Source organism: Humitalea sp. 24SJ18S-53 (genome assembly GCF_050632385.1).
In the GTDB taxonomy this organism is placed as follows: domain Bacteria; phylum Pseudomonadota; class Alphaproteobacteria; order Acetobacterales; family Acetobacteraceae; genus Humitalea.
Map to the genome: position 1 here is coordinate 959903 of NZ_CP192599.1, position 19766 is coordinate 979668.

At 70.4% G+C, this 19766-nt stretch carries 23 protein-coding genes; 13 read left to right on the forward strand and 10 right to left on the reverse strand.

Going from position 1 to position 19766, the window contains the following annotated elements:
- Positions 1-31 precede the first annotated feature (31 nt).
- Complete coding sequence (locus ACQW02_RS04690) at positions 32-1591, forward strand: alkaline phosphatase D family protein (protein ID WP_431284109.1); 1560 nt, start codon at positions 32-34, stop codon at positions 1589-1591.
- Between the two features lie 100 nt (positions 1592-1691).
- On the opposite strand, the gene ACQW02_RS04695 is transcribed toward ACQW02_RS04690, so the two are convergent.
- Positions 1692-2219 (reverse strand): Spy/CpxP family protein refolding chaperone, encoded by a 528-nt coding sequence (locus tag ACQW02_RS04695; protein WP_431284110.1) that lies wholly within the window; start codon positions 2217-2219, stop codon positions 1692-1694.
- A 241-nt stretch (positions 2220-2460) separates the two neighbouring features.
- Here ACQW02_RS04695 and argC point away from each other — a divergent pair, with 241 nt between their 5' ends.
- The 6 genes from argC (at position 2461) to ACQW02_RS04725 (ending at position 6507) form a co-directional block, all read left to right on the forward strand.
- On the forward strand, positions 2461-3429 hold the full coding sequence (argC, locus tag ACQW02_RS04700; RefSeq protein ID WP_431284111.1) for an N-acetyl-gamma-glutamyl-phosphate reductase: 969 nt from the start codon (positions 2461-2463) through the stop codon (positions 3427-3429).
- Positions 3426-3950 carry a gamma carbonic anhydrase family protein gene (locus ACQW02_RS04705; RefSeq protein WP_431284112.1) on the forward strand — a complete coding sequence of 175 codons (525 nt, stop codon included), beginning with the start codon at positions 3426-3428 and terminating at the stop codon, positions 3948-3950. Before argC ends, ACQW02_RS04705 begins: the two co-directional genes overlap by 4 nt.
- Positions 3951-3979: 29 nt before the next feature.
- Positions 3980-4540: a hypothetical protein gene (locus ACQW02_RS04710; RefSeq protein ID WP_431284113.1), complete on the forward strand. Its 561-nt coding sequence runs from the start codon at positions 3980-3982 to the stop codon at positions 4538-4540.
- Between the two features lie 106 nt (positions 4541-4646).
- On the forward strand, positions 4647-5240 hold the full coding sequence (locus tag ACQW02_RS04715; RefSeq protein WP_431284114.1) for a hypothetical protein: 594 nt from the start codon (positions 4647-4649) through the stop codon (positions 5238-5240).
- A 25-nt stretch (positions 5241-5265) separates the two neighbouring features.
- Positions 5266-5832 carry a hypothetical protein gene (locus ACQW02_RS04720; RefSeq protein ID WP_431284115.1) on the forward strand — a complete coding sequence of 189 codons (567 nt, stop codon included), beginning with the start codon at positions 5266-5268 and terminating at the stop codon, positions 5830-5832.
- A 48-nt stretch (positions 5833-5880) separates the two neighbouring features.
- Positions 5881-6507: a hypothetical protein gene (locus ACQW02_RS04725; protein ID WP_431284116.1), complete on the forward strand. Its 627-nt coding sequence runs from the start codon at positions 5881-5883 to the stop codon at positions 6505-6507.
- Between the two features lie 3 nt (positions 6508-6510).
- Here ACQW02_RS04725 and ACQW02_RS04730 read toward each other — a convergent pair whose 3' ends face one another.
- Complete coding sequence (locus ACQW02_RS04730) at positions 6511-7386, reverse strand: YihY/virulence factor BrkB family protein (RefSeq protein WP_431284117.1); 876 nt, start codon at positions 7384-7386, stop codon at positions 6511-6513.
- Positions 7387-7572: 186 nt separating this feature from the next.
- Here ACQW02_RS04730 and ACQW02_RS04735 point away from each other — a divergent pair, with 186 nt between their 5' ends.
- Positions 7573-8559: a Bug family tripartite tricarboxylate transporter substrate binding protein gene (locus ACQW02_RS04735; RefSeq protein WP_431284118.1), complete on the forward strand. Its 987-nt coding sequence runs from the start codon at positions 7573-7575 to the stop codon at positions 8557-8559.
- A gap of 3 nt (positions 8560-8562) precedes the next feature.
- Here ACQW02_RS04735 and ACQW02_RS04740 read toward each other — a convergent pair whose 3' ends face one another.
- From ACQW02_RS04740 to ACQW02_RS04775, 8 genes are read right to left on the reverse strand one after another with little or no spacing between them, the layout of a single operon-like run.
- Complete coding sequence (locus tag ACQW02_RS04740; RefSeq protein WP_431284119.1) at positions 8563-9336, reverse strand: enoyl-CoA hydratase/isomerase family protein; 774 nt, start codon at positions 9334-9336, stop codon at positions 8563-8565.
- Positions 9333-10292: a Bug family tripartite tricarboxylate transporter substrate binding protein gene (locus tag ACQW02_RS04745; protein WP_431284120.1), complete on the reverse strand. Its 960-nt coding sequence runs from the start codon at positions 10290-10292 to the stop codon at positions 9333-9335. The genes ACQW02_RS04740 and ACQW02_RS04745 overlap by 4 nt, the downstream gene beginning before the upstream one ends.
- Positions 10289-11248, reverse strand: coding sequence for a Bug family tripartite tricarboxylate transporter substrate binding protein (locus ACQW02_RS04750; RefSeq protein WP_431284121.1), 960 nt, complete (start codon positions 11246-11248; stop codon positions 10289-10291). Before ACQW02_RS04750 ends, ACQW02_RS04745 begins: the two co-directional genes overlap by 4 nt.
- A complete protein-coding gene (locus tag ACQW02_RS04755; protein ID WP_431284122.1) occupies positions 11245-12210 on the reverse strand; it encodes a Bug family tripartite tricarboxylate transporter substrate binding protein in 966 nt (321 codons plus the stop codon). The genes ACQW02_RS04750 and ACQW02_RS04755 overlap by 4 nt, the downstream gene beginning before the upstream one ends.
- Positions 12207-12797: a carboxymuconolactone decarboxylase family protein gene (locus ACQW02_RS04760; protein WP_431284123.1), complete on the reverse strand. Its 591-nt coding sequence runs from the start codon at positions 12795-12797 to the stop codon at positions 12207-12209. The genes ACQW02_RS04755 and ACQW02_RS04760 overlap by 4 nt, the downstream gene beginning before the upstream one ends.
- Positions 12797-14011: a CaiB/BaiF CoA transferase family protein gene (locus ACQW02_RS04765; protein WP_431284124.1), complete on the reverse strand. Its 1215-nt coding sequence runs from the start codon at positions 14009-14011 to the stop codon at positions 12797-12799. The genes ACQW02_RS04760 and ACQW02_RS04765 overlap by 1 nt, the downstream gene beginning before the upstream one ends.
- Positions 14004-14609: a glutathione S-transferase gene (locus ACQW02_RS04770; protein ID WP_431284125.1), complete on the reverse strand. Its 606-nt coding sequence runs from the start codon at positions 14607-14609 to the stop codon at positions 14004-14006. The genes ACQW02_RS04765 and ACQW02_RS04770 overlap by 8 nt, the downstream gene beginning before the upstream one ends.
- Before the next feature lie 53 nt (positions 14610-14662).
- Positions 14663-15406, reverse strand: a complete 744-nt coding sequence (locus tag ACQW02_RS04775; RefSeq protein WP_431284126.1) for a GntR family transcriptional regulator — start codon at positions 15404-15406, stop codon at positions 14663-14665.
- 64 nt (positions 15407-15470) lie between these two features.
- On the opposite strand from ACQW02_RS04775, the gene ACQW02_RS04780 reads away from it, so the two are divergent.
- The 5 genes from ACQW02_RS04780 to pcaG are packed head-to-tail and all read left to right on the forward strand — an operon-like array spanning position 15471 to position 19687.
- A complete protein-coding gene (locus tag ACQW02_RS04780) occupies positions 15471-16340 on the forward strand; it encodes a fumarate hydratase (protein ID WP_431284127.1) in 870 nt (289 codons plus the stop codon).
- Positions 16337-16939 carry a fumarate hydratase C-terminal domain-containing protein gene (locus ACQW02_RS04785; RefSeq protein WP_431284128.1) on the forward strand — a complete coding sequence of 201 codons (603 nt, stop codon included), beginning with the start codon at positions 16337-16339 and terminating at the stop codon, positions 16937-16939. Before ACQW02_RS04780 ends, ACQW02_RS04785 begins: the two co-directional genes overlap by 4 nt.
- The gene (locus ACQW02_RS04790; RefSeq protein WP_431284129.1) at positions 16936-18378 is read left to right on the forward strand and encodes a mandelate racemase/muconate lactonizing enzyme family protein; all 1443 of its coding nucleotides are present in this window, start codon (positions 16936-16938) and stop codon (positions 18376-18378) included. The genes ACQW02_RS04785 and ACQW02_RS04790 overlap by 4 nt, the downstream gene beginning before the upstream one ends.
- Positions 18375-19088 (forward strand): protocatechuate 3,4-dioxygenase subunit beta, encoded by a 714-nt coding sequence (locus ACQW02_RS04795; protein WP_431284130.1) that lies wholly within the window; start codon positions 18375-18377, stop codon positions 19086-19088. The genes ACQW02_RS04790 and ACQW02_RS04795 overlap by 4 nt, the downstream gene beginning before the upstream one ends.
- On the forward strand, positions 19085-19687 hold the full coding sequence (gene pcaG / locus ACQW02_RS04800; protein WP_431284131.1) for a protocatechuate 3,4-dioxygenase subunit alpha: 603 nt from the start codon (positions 19085-19087) through the stop codon (positions 19685-19687). The genes ACQW02_RS04795 and pcaG overlap by 4 nt, the downstream gene beginning before the upstream one ends.
- Positions 19688-19766: the final 79 nt, after the last annotated feature.

Consider the following 19766-nt stretch of genomic DNA (forward strand, 5'->3'; position numbering starts at 1 on the left):
GCGGCCCCTTTTTCATTTTGGGGGGCGGCCGATGGACAGCACAGCGCGCGATATCATCGCCCTCGGCCGGCGCGGTGCCTTGCGCGGCGGGCTGGCGATCGCGGCGCTGGCGGCCATGCCGGGTTCGTTGCGGGGGCAGGTGGCGGGCAATCCCTTCAGCCTGGGCGTCGCCAGTGGCGACCCCTGGCCCGATGGCGTGGTGCTCTGGACCCGGCTGGCGACCGACCCCCTGGCGCTTGGCGGCGGCATGGGCGATGCGGTGGTGGACCTGGGTTGGGAGGTCTCGGCCGACGAGGGGTTCCGCCGCATCCTGCAAAGCGGCACCGCCCGCGCGACCGTGGACACGGGACATGCCGCGCACGTCGTGGTCGCGGGCCTGGCCCCGGCGCGGCCCTATTGGTACCGCTTCACCGCCAGGGGCGCGCAAAGCCCGGTCGGCCGCACCCGCACGGCCCCCGCGCCGGGCGATACGCCGGCCCGGCTACGCCTGGTCAACGCCGGCTGCCAGATGTTCGAACACGGCCACTTCACCGCCTGGCGGCATGTCGCGGCCGAGGCGCCGCTGGACGCGGTCTTCCACTATGGCGACTACATCTATGAACGCGGCGCCCGCGCGCCCGGGGTGCGCGGCTGGGGGCCACGGGTGCGCGATCACCTGGGCGGCGATTGCCTGACCCTGGCCGACTACCGCCGCCGCTACGCACAATACCGCGCCGAACCGGATCTGCAGGCCGCCCACGCCGCCCACCCCTTCATCGTGACCTTCGATGACCATGAGGTGGAGAACAACTGGGCCGCCACCCACAGCGGCCGCCGCGACCCCGAGGCGATGTTCCTGCTGCGCCGCGCCGCTGCCTTCCAGGCCTGGCGGGAGAACATGCCGGTGCGCACCGGCTTCATCCCGCCCGGGCCGGGCATCGCCATGCACCGCCGCTTCGGCTTCGGCCGCCTGATGACCCTGCACGCGCTGGACACCCGCCAATACCGCGACCCGCAGCCCTGCAACGACGGCTTCCGCCCACCCTGTGCCGAGGTCGCCCGCCCCGACGCGCAGATGCTGGGCGCGGCACAGGAAGCCTGGCTGCTGGATGGCATCGCCAGGGCAGGCACGGTCTGGCAGGTGCTGGGACAGCAGGCGATGATGATGCAGCGCGTGCGGGGCGGCGCCGTGTCGATGGACAGTTGGGATGGCTACCCGGCGGCACGGGCGCGCCTGCTCGCGGGCCTCCGCGACCGGCGTGCCAATGCCGTGGTGCTGACCGGCGATGTCCATGCCGCCTGGGCGGGCACCTTGCGGCTGGACCCCGACGACCCCGCCAGCCCGGCCGTGGCGAGTGAATTCGTCGGCACATCCATCACCAGCGAAGGCAATGGCAGCGAGACGGTGGGCAATACCGATGCCACGCTGGCGGCCAACCCGCACATCGCCTTCTACAACAATCGCCGCGGCTACACGCTGCTGGAGGCGACTCCGCACCGCATGGAGGCGGTGTATCGCGCCGTGCCCTTCGTCACCCGCCCGGATGCCCCGCTGGAGGATCGCGGGCGGTTCGCCGTGGGACCTGGGCGGCCCGAACCCCGGGCCGTCTAGACCGCGATGCGTTCGCCTTAGCTCACGCATCGCGGTCTGGCTTGTTGTTTTGTCGCGTGATTCAGCCCTGCGGCGCATTCGCGCCTACGGCCATCACGCTTTAGCCGCGCCGGGCCGCGTTGCGGGGGGCCGTGGGCGGGCGGTTCACGCGGAACACCGCATCGGCGCCGCGCTGCTGGTCCGGCGACATCGCGTCGTAAAGCGCCTGGAATGCCGTCGCCAGGCGTTGCAACTGCTGCGCCTGCAATTCGGAAATCTGGGCGTAGTCCTGCATGTTCTCGGCGGCGCTCATCCGGCCGAGCCGGGTGCCGCGCTGGGCGAAGCGGTCCTGCAGTTCCGTCGCATTGGCGCGCGACACCTGGGCGAACTGGTCCCATTGCGGCTGCTGCGCCGGGGTCACGGCAAGCTGCGTGCGCAATTGGGTAAGGTAACGCTCCATGCTCTGCCGCATCTGCTCCGGCGTGGCGGCGGCCGGCCGGTGGCGGGATGCGGGCCGGGTCACCGCCGGGGGGGTGGCCTCGGCGGCGGCGGCGGCATCAGGCGGCGGCGTGCCCTGGGCCATGGCGCCGAGCGGCAGGCTGAGGCCGATGATCAGGGTCGCGAGGCGGGCTGGACTGAAGCTGCGCATGTGACGTCTCCGAAGTCAGGAACGGATGGGCGCGTGGCATCCGCGGCCAGCCATCCGTCCAGGGGCAACGCCGCGGCGCTGCCAAGGTTGCAGCGACGTGCAGTTGACGGCGCGCCCGCCAGGGCAAACATCCCTGGTACGACCCTGGCTGCCATGCGCCGGTCGCGTGCGCCCGCGCCGTCTCGTCACTTGCATTTCCGCGCCCCAGCCGGTTCCTTCACGCTATCCGCAGGAGCCTGCCATGTCCGCATCCATTCCGACCGTGTTCATCGATGGCGAAGCCGGCACCACCGGCTTGCAGATGCGCGACCGCCTGGCGCGCAACCCGGCCGTCGCCCTGCGATCCCTGCCCGATGCCGACCGCAAGAACCCCGAGGCCAAGCGCGCCCTGATGGCGGAGGTCGACCTGGTGGTGATGTGCCTGCCCGATGACGCCGCGCGGGAAACCGCCGCCATGGCCGATTCCTTGGGCGATCGCGCGCCAAAACTGCTCGATGCCTCGACCGCGCATCGGCAGCACCCGGACTGGGTTTATGGCCTGCCTGAGCTGACGCCGGAGCAGGCCACCGCCATCGCCGGCGCGCGGCGCGTCGCCGTGCCGGGCTGCTACCCGACCGGTGCGATCCTGTTGCTGCGGCCGCTGGTCGACGCCGGGCTGATCCCGGCCGACTTCCCGATCTCGGTCAACGCCGTCTCCGGCTACAGCGGCGGCGGCAAGGCGATGATCGCGGCCTATGAGGCACGGACGGCGCCGGATTTCGAGTTGTATGGCCTATCGCTCAGCCACAAGCACGTGCCGGAACTGCACCGCTATTCGGGGCTGACGCGCCGGCCGATCTTCGTGCCCTCGGTGGCCGATTACGCACAGGGGATGATCGACAGCATCCCGCTGCACCTGGACCTGCTGCCGGGGTCGCCGAGCCCCGCCGACCTGCAGGCCGTGCTCGCCGCGCGCTATGCCGGCCAGCCCTTCGTGCGGGTGATCGACGCCCCCGCATCGGGCAAGATCGAGCCGGAGGCGCAGAACGGCACCAACAACATCGACCTGATGGTCTTCGGCCACCCGACACAGCGCCAGGCGGTGCTGGTCGCGCGCTACGACAACCTGGGCAAGGGGGCCTCCGGCGCCGCGGCGCAATGCCTGGGGCTGATGCTGGGCATCGCGGTCGAGACGTCCTTGCCCGGCGCGCGCGTCAAGGTGGCCGCGTGACAGTCCCGCCGCTGTATCTGTTCGAGGGGCGTGCCCCCCTCATCGCCGCCACCGCCTTCATCGCGCCGACCGCCGCGGTGATCGGCGATGTCACGATCGGTGAGGGCAGTTCCGTCTGGTATCATTGCGTGCTGCGCGGCGACACGAACTTCATCCGGGTCGGCGCGCGCACCAATATCCAGGACGGCACCATCGTCCATGTGAATGCCGGCGCCGAACCCACCATCATCGGCGATGACGTGACCATCGGGCATGCCGCGATCATCCACGCCTGCACGCTGGAAGACCGTGCCTTTGTCGGCATGGGCGCCCTGGTGCTGGATCGTGCGGTGATCGAAAGCGGCGGCGTGCTGGCCGCGGGTTCGGTGCTGCCGCCGGGCAAGCGGATCGGCGCCGACGAATTGTGGGTCGGCAATCCGGCGCAGAAGGTGCGCGTGCTGGATGACGCCGGTCGCGCGCGTTTCGCGCGCAATGCGCCAAACTATGCCAAACTCGCCCAGCGCTACATCAAGGACAGATAGCGCCGGCCTGCCAGGATGGGATTGCCGCCATGACACAGCGTGTCGCGTCCCTGCTGCTCTGCATCGGCTTGGCGGCCTGCGCCACGCCGCCGCAACCCTCGGCCAGTTTGCCGGAGGATTCCTTCATCGGCGCCGGCGACCCGACGCGGGCCGCGATCATCGGCACCGCCTGGGCCTTTGGCGGCACCGAGCGCCTGGCCGGCCAACCGGCGGCGGCGGCCGAGGCCGTGGCCAACCTCAGCTACCTCGCCGCCGAAATCCCGACCGCCCCGCGCTGGCGGCAGTTCAGCCCGATCATCGGCGTGCAACTGCGCCAGGGTGAGGCGGAAGCCCGGGCGGCGCTCGGCATCCCGCCGAACGCCCCGCCCCAGGCGGTGATCGATGCCCTCCTCGCCGCCCGCACCGCATTGCGCGCCGGGGACATGCCGGGGGCCGAGGCCGCCTTGCCGGCAGGGGTCTTCCCGGACGGCGGGCGGCTGGTGATCGCCCGCCTGGGCGCCTTGCCCGCCATGCCGGCCGCCACGGCCGGGACGCGCGGCGCCGTGGTGGAAATGAACCGCGACGACGCCTCGGCCGATTGGCCGGACTGATCGGCGCGGCGGTCCCCGCTTGCGAAGGCCTTCGCATCGGCCAATGATCCGGCCCAGAATCATGTTCAGCATGCCGGCCCGGCCGGCATCAGGGAGTCCACCTGCCATGCGCCGTCACATCCTCATGCTCGCCCTTCTCCCGCTCGTCGCCGGTTGCGCGGCCCAGGGACCGGCGGCGGGGCCGCAATACACCGCGACCTTGCCGCCCGATGCCGTGGTCGGCGCGGGCGATCCGACGACCGCCGCGATCCTGGGCAGCCAGGCAGCCTTCGCCAACACCGCCTCCCTGGCCGGCCGGCCGGCCGATGCTGCGCTGGCCATCGCGCAGCTCGTCTACCTCGCCGTCGAAATCCCGACCGGCCAGCGCTGGATCGGCTTGAACCCGACGGCCGCGACGCAACTGCCGGGGGCGGCGGCGGAGGCACGCGCCGCCATAGGCACCGCGCCGTCCGCCGCGCCGCAGACGGTCATCGACACGCTGTTCGCCACGCGCCGGGCGCTGATGGCGGGCAATCGCACGGCCGCCGAGGCAGCACTGCCGCCGGCCGTCTATCCCGCGGGCGGGGCGGCGACCCTGGCCAGGCTGTCGGCCTTGCCGCCGCTGCCGCAGGCGGCGGTCGCGACCACCAACCTGTCCACCGCGGTGCAGCAGATGAACATGTTCGAACAGCCCCGGATGGGCGGCGGCGGCCGGCGGTAAGCGGCGGGCCGCGCGGCGCGGGCGCGTGAACCAGGCTTCGTCCGGTCTGGCCGCGTTGGCGGTGCTTGCGATGCTTGGTGGCTGCGCCTTGCCGCGGCCACCCTTTGCGGCACTGCCGCCTGACAGCGTGGAGGGGGCGGGCGACCCGACCCGGGCCGCGATCATCACCACGGCCTATGCCTTCGGCAGCCCCGCCATCCTGGCCAACCGGCCGGGGGAAGCGGCGGAGGCGGTGGCGCGGCTGCAATTCCTCGCCATCGAGATCCCGACCGGGCCGCGCTGGATCAGCTTCAACCCGCTGGCCGGCGTGCTGCTGGAACAGGGTGCGGCCAAGGCCCGGGCCTTCCTGGGCGTGGCCCCCGACGCACCGCCCCAGGCCGTCATCGACGGGCTTTTCGCGGTCCGCCGGGCCATGGCCATCGGCGACCTGGCGGAGGCCCGCGCCGTCCTGAACCCCGCCGTATTCACCGCGGGGGATACCGAGACCCTGATGCGGCTGGGCAGCCTGCCGCCCATTCCCGAAGCGATGATGGGCGCCTCGCTCGCGCAGCGGGAAATGAACCGCAACCAGTTGGAGCGCGTGGGCCGGTAGCGGCCGATGCCGTTCCCCAAGTGGGCGGTGTGCTTTAGCATTCCGCGCATGCGCATCGCCCTCCTGCTTCTTCCGCTTTCGCTGCTGGCCTGCGCCGAATTGCGCACGCCGGTCCCCATGGCCAGCCTGCCGCCGCTGTCCTTGATCCCGAATGTCGGCGACCCCGCGCGCGCGGCGGTCACGGCCGCGGCCGAGGCCTGGAGCAACCAGCGGCGGTTCGAGGGCAATCCCGCCGCCGCCGCACGCGCCGCGGCGCTGCTGGAATGGCTGGCGGCGGATGTGCCCCGCTCTCCCCGCTGGGCGGCGCTGCCGCGCCAGCTTGGCTTCGACCTGGCCAATGCCCGCGCCGAACTGCGCCAGGCGCTGTCGATCCAGGCCGATGCGCCACCCGGGGAGGTGATCGGCCCGCTGACCACGGCGGCCAATGCCGGGACGGATGCGGCCGCCCGCGCGCGCGCCTTGCAGGCGGCCCCCTTCGCGCAGGGGCCGGACGGCACCGCGGTCCTGTTGGGCCGGATGGGGTCGCTGGCCCTGCCGCCGACCGTGACGGCCAATCTGCGCCAGGCCGTGCAGGTGCTGGACCAGACCGGCGGGTGGGACCCGAACCCGGTCAGGCTGGAAGACACCGTGCGTGCCGGTGAGACGACGACCGGCGGCCTTGGCACCTTTTACTGAGGGTCAGCCGGGCCTTTCGAACCCCGTGTCCGCCATCGCCTCCGCATCGATCGCCGCATTCACCTCCGCGCCCAGCAGCACGACGTAGACGCTGACGTAGAACCACATCAGCAGCGCGACGGCGCTGCCGAGCGTGCCATAGGTGCGATCGTAGCTCGCGATATGGCTGACGTAGAAGGTGAACAGCGTCGACCCCACCGCCCAGAGCAGGGTCGCCACGACCGACCCCGCCGCGATCCCGCGCCAGCGCGCCGCCCGGCTGCCCCGGTGGTGTGATGGCCCCACCCGGTAGAGCATCGCCGACCCCGCGCCGACCAGCACCAGCAGCAGCCCGAGCGATGACGCCCGCAGCATCCACGCCTGGCGCGCCGGCAGGTCGATCAGCGAGATGACGGTGGGCAGGAAGACCAGGCAGGCGATCCCGATCGCGACCGCCAGCGTGGCCCCCAAGGTCAGCAGCAGCGCAAAGGCCTGGAAGCGGAAGAAGCCGCGCCGCTCCTCGACCTCATAGGCGATGTTCAGCGCGCCGATCATCGCGCGGGTGCCGGCCGAGGCGCTCCAGAGCGCAATCGCCCCGCCGACGATGGCGCCGAGTTCCAGGCGCGGGCGTTCGGTCGTGACCAGTTCATGCAGCCGGTCTGCGATCAGGTCATGCGTCGATTCGGGCAGCAGGCGGCGCAGGACATCCAACTGCGGTTCGACCGTGCTGGGGTCGAAGGCCAGCCCGTAGACCGACACCAGCAGCGACAACGCCGGGAACAGCGCCAGCATCGCGTAGAAGGCACAGCCGGCCGAAACCAGCGAAATGCGATCCGACACCGCGCGCCCCCAGATGCGCCCGAGGACCGGGAGCAACCGCGTGGCGGTGGGGTCGGGCATGCGCGTCATTGTCTCTGGCACCATGCCCCCAACGAATCGGTTGCCGCGAAGTTGCCACAGGCTTGGCATGGCATGCACGAAACCGGGCAGGACGGGACAGGACCGCGCGAATCACGCCCGGCACCCGGGCTGCGGGGCGGGCGGCACCTGGTCTAGTCTCGGCACGACAAGGCAACGGAGCCGGGAATGACACAGACGATGTTCGGTCGGCGGGGATTGGTGGCGGCGGGGCTGCTGGCGGCGCCGGCGGTGGCCTGGGGCCAGGCCGCGCCTTGGCCCAGCCGGCCAATCCGGATCGTCGTGCCCTTCGCCGCCGGCGGCAACACCGATGCCATCGCCCGGCTGACGGCGGAAATGCTGTCCGAGGTCCTGGGCGTGCCCGCCGTCGTGGAAAACCGCGCCGGCGCCGGCGGGTTGATCGCGGCCGAGGCCGTGTCCCGCGCCGCCCCCGATGGCTATACCCTGCTGATGGCCGCGGTCGCGGTGCTGGCCGTGGCCCCGGCGGCGGCGTCGGGCCCGCCGCGTTTCGACCCCGTGGCTGATTTCACCCCGATCGCGCTGCTGGCGACCAATCCCTTCGTGCTGGTGGTGCATCGCTCCGTGCCGGCGACGACGCTGGCCGAATACGTGGCGCTGGGGCGCGGGCAATCGGGGCGCGTCGCCTATGCGACCGGCGGCGTCGGCAGCATGGGGCATTTGACCACCCTGCTGTTCCTGGAACGCGCCGGCTTCGAGGCGACGCATGTGCCCTATCGCGGCGGCGGGCCGGCGATGACGGATGTGCTGGCGGGCCAGGTGCCGTCCTATTTCGCCAACCTGTCCGAAGCGCTGCCCCATGCGCGCAACCCGGATGTGCGGCTGCTGGCCGTGTCCGGTGCCACGCGCGCGCCGCAACTGCCCGATGTGCCGACCGTGGCCGAGCAGGGGTTTGCGGGGTTTTCGACCATCACCTGGAATGGGCTGGTCGGTCCGGCGCGCATGCCGCCCGAGGCCGTCGCGCGGATCAACGCGGCGGTCGCCCAGCGCGCCGCCGATCCGCGCGTGCAGGCGCGTTTCCTGGCGATCGGCGTCGAACTGGCGCCGACCACACCTGCCGCCTTCGGCCAGAACATCGCGGAGGATGTCGCGACCTACCGGACGCTGATCCGCACCAGCAACATTACAATAGACTGACGCTCAGCGCCCCTTGAAGTTGCCCCGCCGCTTTTCGGCAAAGGCGGCCTGGGCCTCGGCAAAATCCTCGGTCTGGGCCAGGGCGACGGTGTTGGACTGTTCGTAGCGATAGCCCTGCGCCAGGGGCAGGTCCTCGGTCAGGCCAAAGCCGCGCTTGGCGGCGCGGACGGCGAGCGGCACCTTGGCCGCGATCTCGGCCGCGATCTTCCGGGCTTCGGGCAAGAGCGCATCCGGCGCCAGGCAGGCCGAGGCGACGTTCATCCGCAGCAGTTCCGGCCCGGTGATCCGGCGCGCGGTGTAGATCATCAGCCGTGCATCCGACTGGCCAAAATGCCGCATCACATGCCGCACGCCGCCGGCCAGGCCCACATCGACCTCGGTCATCGACAGGAAGGCGTTTTCGCTGACCAGGATGATGTCGGCGCAGAGCGCCAGCACGCAGCCCGCCCCGATCGCGGCGCCGTTCACCGCGGCGATCACCGGCTTGTCGCATTCCATCACGCAGTCGAACGCCGCGCGCACCAGGCGATTATGGGCGGGGTAAGCGCCGGGCTCCGACCCAGGCCGTGCCTTGAGATCGGCGCCGGCGGAGAAGGTCTTGCCGGCCCCGGTCAGGATGATGGCGCGCACGTCCGGCATGTCGTGCAGCGTGTCGAACACCCGCTGGATATCGTGCCGGAAGGCCGGGTTCTGCGCATTCACCGGCGGGCGGTCGAGCGTGACGGTCGCGACATGGTCGGCGACCGCGACGGTCATGGTGGTCAGGCCGTCAATCATTCCACGCGTATCCCTGCCGCTTCGATCACCTGTTTCCACCGCGCGGATTCCACGCGGATGGTCGCGGCCAATTCCTCGGGCGTGGAGGGTGTCGGTTCCTCGCCCAGCCCCTCCATCCGCGCGCGGAACGCCGGGTCATTCAGGATGCCGACCACCGCAGCGTTCAGCCGCGCGATCACCGCGGGCGGCGTGCCGGCGGTGGTGGCGATGTAGTTGAAGGGCGCGGCATCGAAGCCCGGCAGGGTTTCGGCCAGCGCCGGCAAGTCGGGCGCCAGCGTGGAGCGTACCGGGGTGGTGACGCCCAGTGCCCGCAGGTTCCCGGCGCGTGCCGGCGGCAGCAGGATCGACAGCGTATCCAGCGCCATGCTGACCGTGCCGCTCAACAGATCGGTCAGGGCAGGGCCGGTGCCGCGATAGGGCACGTGCAGGATGTCGATCTGCGCCATGAACTTCAACATCTCACCCGCCAGATGCGAGGAAGAGCCGATGCCGGAACTGGCAAAGGACAGCTTGCCGGGATTGGCGCGGGCATAAGCGATGAGTTCGGCGACGCTATTCGCGGGAACCCCAGGGTTCACCGCCAACAGGTTCGGCGCGCGCTTGAAGCCGGAGATCGGCGCAAAATCCTTCTCCGGATCATAGGGCACGCTGCGCATAAGATGCGGGTTCACGATCTGCGGCCCCGGCGTGCCGTAGAGCAATGTGAGCCCATCGGGCGTCGCCCGGGCCACCACCTGCGCGCCGATGGTGGCGCCGCCACCCGGCCGGTTGTCGACGATGACGGGCTGGCCCAGCACCTGCGTCAGCGCATCCGCCGCCATGCGGGCGGAGGCATCGGCCGATCCGCCGGCGGCGAAGGGGCAGATCATGCGCAGCGGGCGCGTCGGCCAGGGCGCTTGCGCCTGGGCGATTGCGGGGGCCGCGAGAAGCAGCCCCAAGGTCCGACGATGGATCATTCGACCTGCAGCCCCCCCGCATCGATGACGCGTTTCCAGCGCGCGGATTCCGATGTGATCTCGCTCGCCAATGCCGTCGGCGTGCCGCCCAGCGGTTCGACGCCAAGCCCGACGAACCGCGCCCGCACGGCGGGCGAGGCGAGGATGGTGTTGATCTCGGCATTCAGCCGGTCGATCGCCGGCTGGGGCGTGCGCGCCGCCGCCAGCAGGTAGTTGAACGAGGCGTCCTGGAAGCCAGGCAAGGTCGCGGCAATGGTCGGCAGTTCCGGCGCGGCCGCGGCCGGGGTGTCGGTGCTGACCGCCAGCGCCCGCATCCGCCCTTCGCGCACCAGCGGCAACAACGTGACGATGGTGTCGAAGGACATGTCGACGCGACCGGCAATGAGTTCCTGCATCGCCGGCGCGGTGCCGCGGAACGGCACGTGCAGCATGTCGATGCCCGCCATCTGCGCGAACATCGCCCCCGCCAGGTGGCCGGAGGAATTCACCCCGGAGCTGGCATAGGTCAGCGCCCCCGGCCGAGCCTTCGCCAGTGCGATCAGCGACGCCACATCCTGCGCGGGCAAATCGCTGCGGACCACCAGCAGTTTCGGCGCCCGCATCAGCGCGATCACCGGGGTGAAATCCGCCGCCGCGTCATAGGGCATGTTGCGCATCAGATGCGGGTTCAGGATCTGCACCGACGGCACCGCGTAAAGCAGCGTATGCCCATCGGCCGGCGCGCGCGCGACCGCGATGGCGGCGATCGAGGTGCCACCGCCGGGCCGGTTTTCGATGATGACCGGCTGGCCGAGCGCCGCGCCCAAGGGTTCGGCCACGATCCGGCCCAAGGTGTCGGCGGTGCCGCCGGGGGCGAGCGGGATGACCAGTTTCAACGGGCGGGTCGGCTGCCACGGGGCCTGGGCGAGTGCCGGCAGCGCGATGGCGCTGCCGAGCAGGGTGCGACGGGCGATCATTCCATGCGAATCCCGGCTGTGCGCACGATCTCACCCCACTGGGTGTGATCGGCGCGGATGAAGGCGGCAAAGCCCGCGGCATCCATGTCGGCGATGCGGCCGCCCTGGGCGGCCAGGGCCTCGCGCGTCGCCGGTTCGCGCAAGGTCGCGGCCAGGGCGGTTTGCAGGATGGCAACGCGGTCGGCGGGAATGCCGGCGGGCCCGAGAAGGCCATACCAGGTCTCCGACACGACACCGGCCACGCCGGCTTCCGCCATGGTGGGCAGGTCGGGCAGCACGTCCGACCGTTCGCGCCCCGTCACCGCCAACGCGCGCAGGGTGCCGCCACGCACCTGCGGCAGCAGGATGGGCACATCGGCCAGCAGCATCTGGATGCGCCCGGCCAGCAGGTCGGTCACGGCAGGCGCCGCGCCGCGATAGGGCACATGGGTGATGTCGATGCCCGCGCGCAGGCGAAACAACTCGCCCGCCAGGTGCAGCGACGACCCGGTCCCGGCCGAACCATAGGCCAGCGTGCCGGGGCGCGCCTTGGCCAGCGCCACCAGTTCCGCGACGTTGTTGACGGGCAGGCCCGGCGCGATCGCCAGCACCTGCGGCACCGCCAGCACCAGCCCGATGGGGGTCAGGTCGCGCAGCGGATCGTAGGGCATGCTCGGCATCATGTGGGGCAGGATGGCCATGGCCCCCGTGCTCGCCAGCACCAGCGTATAGCCATCGGGTCGCGCCTTGGCCGCGGCGTCCACGCCAATGGTGCCGCCGGCACCGGAGCGGCTTTCGACCACCATCGGCCGGCCGAGCTTTTCGCCCATGCGCGCGCCGATCAGCCGCGCGATCAGGTCGGCGGGGCCGCCTGGGGCGAAGGGAATGATCAGCCGGATGGGCTGGTCGGGATAGGCTTGCGCCATCGCGGGCGATGCGGCGGCCACGGCAGCCGCCGCAAGCGCCAGTCGGCGGGTTATCATTGGCGTTCCTCCGGTAGTGGCGCGAGCCCGGTGGCGGGCGCCGTAAGCGGCGGTGCCATGCCTTCGGGCATCGGGATCTCCTGTGCATTCAGCATCATCGAGACCATGGTGTAGTAACCGATCACGGCGGTCAGTTCGACCACGCCGACCACGCCCCAGCGCGCGACGATGGCCGCATGCTCAGCATCGGTGACGCGGCCATGCAGGTGCAGCGCACGGGCGAAGGCATAGACGATGGCGTCATCGGCATCGTCGAATGCGGGCGGCGTATTGTCGCGGATCGCGTCCAGCGCAGCCTCCGGCACGCCGGCATCGCGCGCGCCGCCGCCATGCACCCACCATTCGACCTGGGCGGAATAGCGCCGGCCGGTGATGGCGATGGCCAGTTCCTTCTGGCGCTTGGGGATGGTGGTGCCGTAGCGCAGGCCCTCGCCAAAGGCCGACCAGCGGGCGGCGAGGTCCGGCGCATGGATCACGGCGCGCAAGGGGCCGATGACCCGGCCGCGCGGGCCGGCGACGACACGGTCCCAGACGGCGGCCTGCGCCTCGTTCAACCCGTCGCGGTCGGGCAGGGGGATGCGGGTCATCAGCAGACCCCCCTTGCGCGCAGGTCGGCGACATCCAGGCCCAACCCGGCCAGAACCTCCTCCGTATGCTGCCCCAGGGTCGGGGGCGCGCGGTCGAAGGACAGCGGGGATTCGGCAAAGCGCATCGGGCTGATCACCTGCGGCACGGTGCCGGCAACGGGATGGGGCAGGTGCCGCAGCATCTGGCGGTGCTGCAACTGCGGTTCGGCAAAAACGTCCGGCATGCTGTTGATCGGCCCGCAGGGCACGCCCGCTGCCTCAAGCGCGGAGATGATCTTTTCGCGCGGCAATTCGGCGAACCGCCCGGCCAGCAGCGGCGTCAGCACGGCGCTGTTGCGCACGCGGTCGGCGTTGCGGATGAAGCGCGGATCGGCACCCCACTCCGCCCGGTCCAGCGCGACGCAGAGCTTCGCGAATTGCCCGTCATTGCCAACGGCCAGCACAAAGGCGCCGTCCTGCGCATCAAAGACATCCTGCGGCTGGATGTTGGGATGGCGATTGCCGCCGGGTTTTGGCGCCCGGCCGGACAGCAGCCAGTTCATCGACTGGTTGCCCAGGAAGGCCGCCTGCACGTCCAGCATGGCGAGGTCGATCGTCTCGCCCTGGCCGGTCTCGGCACGGCGCGCGACGGCGGCCAGGATGGCGACAGTGGCATACATGCCGGTCATCAAATCCACGATCGGCACGCCGACTTTCTGGGGGCCGCCGCCGGGCTCATCCTCACGCCGGCCGGTGATGCCCATCAGCCCGCCCATGGCCTGGATCATGAAGTCGTAGGCCGCCTGTTCGGCGCGCGGCCCGTCCTGGCCGAAGCCGGTGACCGAGCAATAGATCAGCCGCGGGTTCGTGGCGCGCAGCGAGGCGGCGTCGAGGCCGTAGCGGGCGAGGGCGCCGACCTTGAAATTCTCGACCACCACATCGCTTTTCTCGGCGAGCAGCCGCACCGCGGCCTGCCCATCGGGATGCGCCAGGTCCAGCGTGACGGAACGCTTGCCCCGGTTGCAGGCCAGGAAGTAGCCCGCATCGGTCGTCGGCGTGCCATCGGCCGCCTTCAGGAACGGGGGGCCCCAGCCGCGGGTGTCATCGCCCAGCCCCGGGCGTTCCACCTTGATCACGTCGGCACCCAGGTCGGCCAGGATCTGCGTCGACCAGGGGGCGGCCATGATGCGCGACAGGTCGAGGACCCGGATGTGGGACAGCGGGCCCTCAGGCATCGACCGCCTCCGTCGCGAGCATCGAAGGGCGGGCGGCGAAGCCGTCGAACCAGGCGGACAGGGCGGGGCGGCCATTGCGCCAGCCCATGTCGGCGAAGCGGAAGTTGAGATAGGCCAGCGCACAGCCGATCGCGACATGGCCGATGGTGATGGGACCGTCGCCGAGCGCCGGGGCCTCGGCCTCCAGCGCCGCCAGGGTCGCGTCGTTCTTCAGCACGAAGCCGTCGATCCAGGTCTTGGGCGGCACCGGCTGTTCGCGCGAATTGCGCCATAGGATCAGCAGGTCGAGCCAACCCGTCCCCAGCGCATGGCGCCGCAGGGCGACCCACCGCGTGGCATCGGTGGGAAACAGTTTCGGGCCGTTGTGCAGGCTGTCGAGATATTCGCAGATGACGACGCTGTCGTAGAGGCAGGTGCCATCGTCGAGCACCAGTGTCGGGATCTTGCCCAGCGGATTGTCGGCCAGCAGCGGAACATTGGTGGCGGACATGGCGACGACGGTGCGGACCGTCTCGAGCCGATCCACCAGCCCGGTTTCATGCGCCAACACCATCACCTTGCGCACGAAGGGCGAGCGTGGGGACCAGTGAAGTCGCATTGTTTTCTCCCGGAAAGGCCCGTCTTAGATAGGCTAGTCTTATGGCCTTTTGATCACGTCGCCAGCGCCATGTCCAGCCGCACGACATCGCCGCGATAAATCCCGTCCGCGATCAGGACGACGGTGCCGCGCCGGTCCACCGCGACCCGCCGGACGAAGGCGACCGGCGCATTCAGCGCGACGCCCAACGCCGCCGCCACCGCCACATCGGCCGAACCGATCGTCAGGGTCTGCCGCGCATCGGCTATTTTTACACCGGGCAGCCCGGCGACGAGCTTCAGCGACGTGCGCGTGGCGAGATCGGATTCCGTGACCTTCGGCCACAGCCGTTCGTCCAGATACACATCGGCCAGAAGGAAGGCCTGGCCATTGCGCCAATGCCGCCGGCGCAGATGCCGGTATTCCGGTGCCGGGCGACCGGGGGAGGGATCGAGGAAGGGCGCCGCCGCCGCGGGATCATTGGCCAGGACCTCGATCCGCGCGCCTTCGCGTGATCGCAGCAGCCCGTTCCAATCGGTCTGCACTTCGCACCACAGCCGTTCCGGCTGGCCGGCGCGGACAAAGGTGCCTTTGGCCCGAAAACGTTCGATCAGCCCATCCTCGGCCAGCGCATCCAGCGCCTGGCGGATGGTGGCGCGGGCGACGCCGCATTCGGCTGCCAACTCGTCGACGGTCGGGATGCGGGCGCCGGTCTGCCAGACGCCCTGGGTGATGCGGGCGCGGAACAGCGTCGCCAACTGGATGTAGCGCGGCACGGCGCTGCGGGTCAGGTCGGGAGGTAAGGATTGCGCGCTCATGGACGGGTTCGTATAACCGGCCCGGGATCAAAAGGCCAGCCAATTGGCCTTTACGGGAGCGACCATGGCGCTGACCTACGACATCATGAAGCGCGTGACCTCCGACCTCTACGGCTGGTCGCTGCGCAAGGTGCCGGCGGATGCGCTGGCGGCGCTGGAACGCGCCGAGGGCACTGAAACCCATGACGTCGCCAAGCGCACGCTCGGCATCATGCTGCGCTCGGCCCGCGCCGCGGAATCCTCCAATCGCCTCGTGTGTTCTGACAGCGGCATCCCCGTCTACTTCGTAAAAATCGGCACGGCGATGCGGATCGACGGCGACATCAAGGCCGCCATTGTCGATGGTTTTGCCGAACTGGTCGCGACCTCCAACCCGCCCCTGCTCAAGCACGTGGCCAATCCGCTGACCAATGCGCGCAGCTACGCGGGCAAGGACATGCCGATCGTCACCTGGGATTTCATCGGGGGCGCCGACCATGCAGAGATCACCTGCCAGCCCAAGGCCCTGGGCGGCGGGCGCTGGGCCTCGCTGGAGATCTTTGTCGCGCCGACGCTGGCGCAGATCGAAGCCTATGTGATGGATTGCGTGCTCAAGGCCGGGTCGCAGCATTGCCCGCCGGTGACCATCGGCGTCGGCATCGGTGGCACCTTCGATCACGCGGCCAAGCTGGCGAAAGTCGCGACCCTGCGGCCGATGGGCACGGTGAACCCTGAACCGATCCTGGCGGCGATGGAGGAACGGCTCTTGGCCGCCGTGAACAAGACTGGCTTCGGCCCGATGGGCACGGGCGGCGACACCACCGCGCTGTCCGTCCACATCGACTACGCCGCCGGCCACGGTTTCACCCCCGTGGCGGTCTGCTTCAATTGCTGGATCAGCCGTCGCACCAAGGCCATCATCCACGCCGATGGAACGGTGGAGCGCGTCGAATGAGGCATATGCAACTGCCGCTGTCGCCCGATGACGCGCGCAGCCTGAAATTGGGCGAAATGGTCACCCTGTCGGGCGAGATGACCATCACCGCCGGCCTGCCGACCCATGCGCGTATCGCGCAATACCTCGACGAAGGGCGTCCCCTCCCGCGTGACCTGCGCGGCCAGGCCCTGTTCCACCTCGGCTCCTACAGCGAGGAAACCGATGCGGGCTTCGACATCCGCTATATGAACCCGACGACCAGCACGCGCTTCAACGGCTACATGCCGCGCTTCATCCGCGAGATCGGCCTGACCTCGGTCGGCGGCAAGGGCGGGCTGGATGCGGCCTGCGCGGCGGCGATGAAGGAGGTCGGCTGCGTCTACTTCTCCTTCCTCGGTGGGGGCGCGCCCTTGCTGTCGGATGCGATGCGCGGCGTCGTGTCGGTGCATTGGCCCGACCTGGTCGCGCATTTCCGGCTGGTGACCCTGCGGGTCGAGGATCTGGGCCCCGTCACCGTCGGCATCGATGCCCATGGCAATAGCCTCTATGCCGACCTCGCCGCGCAGGCGCGGGCGCGGCTGCCTGACATTCTCGCTGGATTGGACTCTGCACGGTGACACCGGCCGAACGCCTGGGCGGCCTTGCCGCGACACCTGACGTCATCCCGACCGATCTTCCCCCCGCACCCGATCCGGTGGCCGCGATCCTCGATCCAGGCACGACGCTGGTGGTGGCCGAAGGGTCTGCCGCGATCGGTGCCCTGGCGCGCGCCTTCGACGTCACCCTGGTGCTGCGCGACGACCCCGGCGGCATCGCCGGCGCGATCGGTGCGGCGGTCACGCAGGCGGCACCGCCCATCATCGCCGCCGCGCGCCCGGGTGCCCGCATCCGCGAGATCCGGATCCATCGCATCGCGCTGCCGCTGCGCGACCTCTACGTCTCGGCCATGTATCTGACCGACAAGCAGACGCGCACCCTGGTCGAGATGCATCTGGACGATGGCAGCATCGGCTGGGGCGAGACCAATGGCACGCCCGATTGCGCCGCCCGCGTCACGGCCAACGCGAAGGACTGGATCGGCCGCTGCGCCGTCGCGGATCGCGCGGCGCTGCGCCGCAAATTCGCGCGCATCGGCTTCGACAACCGGCATGGCCGCAATGGGCTCGCGGCCTTTTCCGCCGTGGACCTCGCCGCCTGGGATGCCGCGGCGCGGCACCTGCATGTGCCCTTTGCTGCGATGCTGGGCGCCGAACAGGCGACGCGCCCCCTGCCCATCGCCTGCCCGCTGCCGGCGGCCGTGCCGGGGCGCGTGGTGACGCCGGCGGAACTGGCGACCCACATGGCCGATACCGCGAACGCCACGCGCGTCGCCGATTTGGCCGAACACATCGCCAAGGCCTGGGGCGTCAGCGCCTTCAAATACAAATCCGCCGCCAGTGGTGCCGCATGGGACCTGGCCGCCCTCGGCGCCCTGCGGCAGCGCTTGCCACATGCGCGCCTGCGCATCGACCCCAACGGCGCCTATTCGACCGAGGCCGCGCGCCGCCTCTGCGTCGCCGCCGAACCACTGGGCATCGAGTTCTTCGAGGATCCGACCGATGGCCTGGAAGGCGCCGCCCGCCTGGCCGCGCAATTGCGCACGCCGCTGGCCACCAACATGTCGATCATCGCCCCGGAACATCTCGCCGCACGCTATCGTCGCGGCGCCGGGCCGAATGTGGTGCTGGGCGACCTGTATTACTGGGGCGGGGTCGCGGGGCTGCGCGACATGGTCTCGGTCGCGCGGCATTGCGGGCTGACGCCGGCGCTGCATTCGTTCTACGAAACCGGCATCGGCACCGCCGCCAATATCCATATCGCCGCGGCGCTCGACCTGGACACGCCGCATCCGATGGATTGCGGCTGGCCGCTGCTGGCCGCCGATATCGTGGCGCCCGACGCGCTGCTGGTGCAGGATGGGCACATCCACCCACCCCAGGGCATGGGGCTTGGCATCGTGCCCGACCCGGCGCGCCTGGCCGCCCTGTCCACAGCCGAAGTGGTGATGCTGCGATGAGCCTGCGCGTCGATCAATTCTCCCCTCGGCCCTGGCCCCCCGGCATCGAACCCGTCGTGCCGATCGAAGGCTATCCCAACACCTGGACCCATACGCCGAAGCAACCGCCGCATCGGCGCCCGATCACGCGCACCGACCTGACCGCGCCGATGCACCTCGCCGGCAAGCTGCCCTGCGGTGACGACAACCTGGCCATGCTGGCCCCCGACCGCATCGCGCAGGGCCAGTTGATCCACATCGCCGGCCGCGTGCTGGATGAGGAAGGTCGCGGCATCGCCGGCGCCGTCGTGGAACTCTGGCAGGCCAATGCGGCCGGGCGCTACTTCCACCCGATCGACCAGCGCGCAGCACCGCTCGATCCGAATTTCGTCGGCAATGGCCGCGTCCGCACCAAGCAGGACGGCACCTACGCCTTCTTCACCATTCGCCCCGGTGCCTATCCGGTGCCGGTCAAGGATATCTGGTGGCGCCCGCCGCATGTGCATTTCGGCGTGCACGGGCCGGCGACGCTGTCGCGCCTGGTGACGCAGATGTATTTCCCCGGCGATCCGCTGAACGATCTGGACCGCATCCTGCAATCCGTGCCCGATGCCGGGGCCCGCGACCGGTTGATCGCACGCCCGCTGCACCCGGCCGAGGTCGGGGACCAGCACCTCGGCTACCGCTTCGACATCGTGCTGCGTGGCCGCAACGCGACCCCGCCGGCATGAGCCTGCCCCCCACCTCCCAGCACACCATCGGGCCCTTCTTCCCCCGCACTTTCTTCCAGCCGGCCGACAACGACCTGACCCGCCTGACGGCCGAGGCCGCGCCCAGCATGCGCGGCGAACGCATCATCCTGCGCGGCCAGGTCCTGCGTGAGGGTGGCGTGCCCGTGGTGAACGGCGTGCTGGAAGCCTGGCAAGCCGATGCCGCCGGCCGCTTCGCCCACCCGGAGGACCCGGAGGCGCATCTGGCCGATCCGGATTTCCTCGGCTGGGGCCGCGCCTGGACGGATGCCGATGGGCGCTACGGCTTCACCACCCTGCTGCCCGGGGCCTATGCCGATGCGACGGGCCAGCGGGCCCCGCATGTGAACCTGACCATCATGGGCGCCGGGCTGATGCGACGGTTGCAGACGACCGTGTTCTTTCCCGACTTCCCGGCGCTGAACGCCGCGGACCCCGTGCTCTCCGCCGTGCCGGCGCCGCATTGGCCGCATCTGGTCGCGCTGCCCGACGGGATCGAGGACGGCAGCCGCGCATTTCGCTTCGATCTGCGCCTGCGCGGCGAGCCGCATGAGGAAACACCGTTCTTCGAAGAGGGCTGACGGTGGATTGCAACCGATGGTGGTCGATCCTGCTGGCCCTTTCTTGAAATGTATTGCTAGTCTGCACCGATCCGGTTCA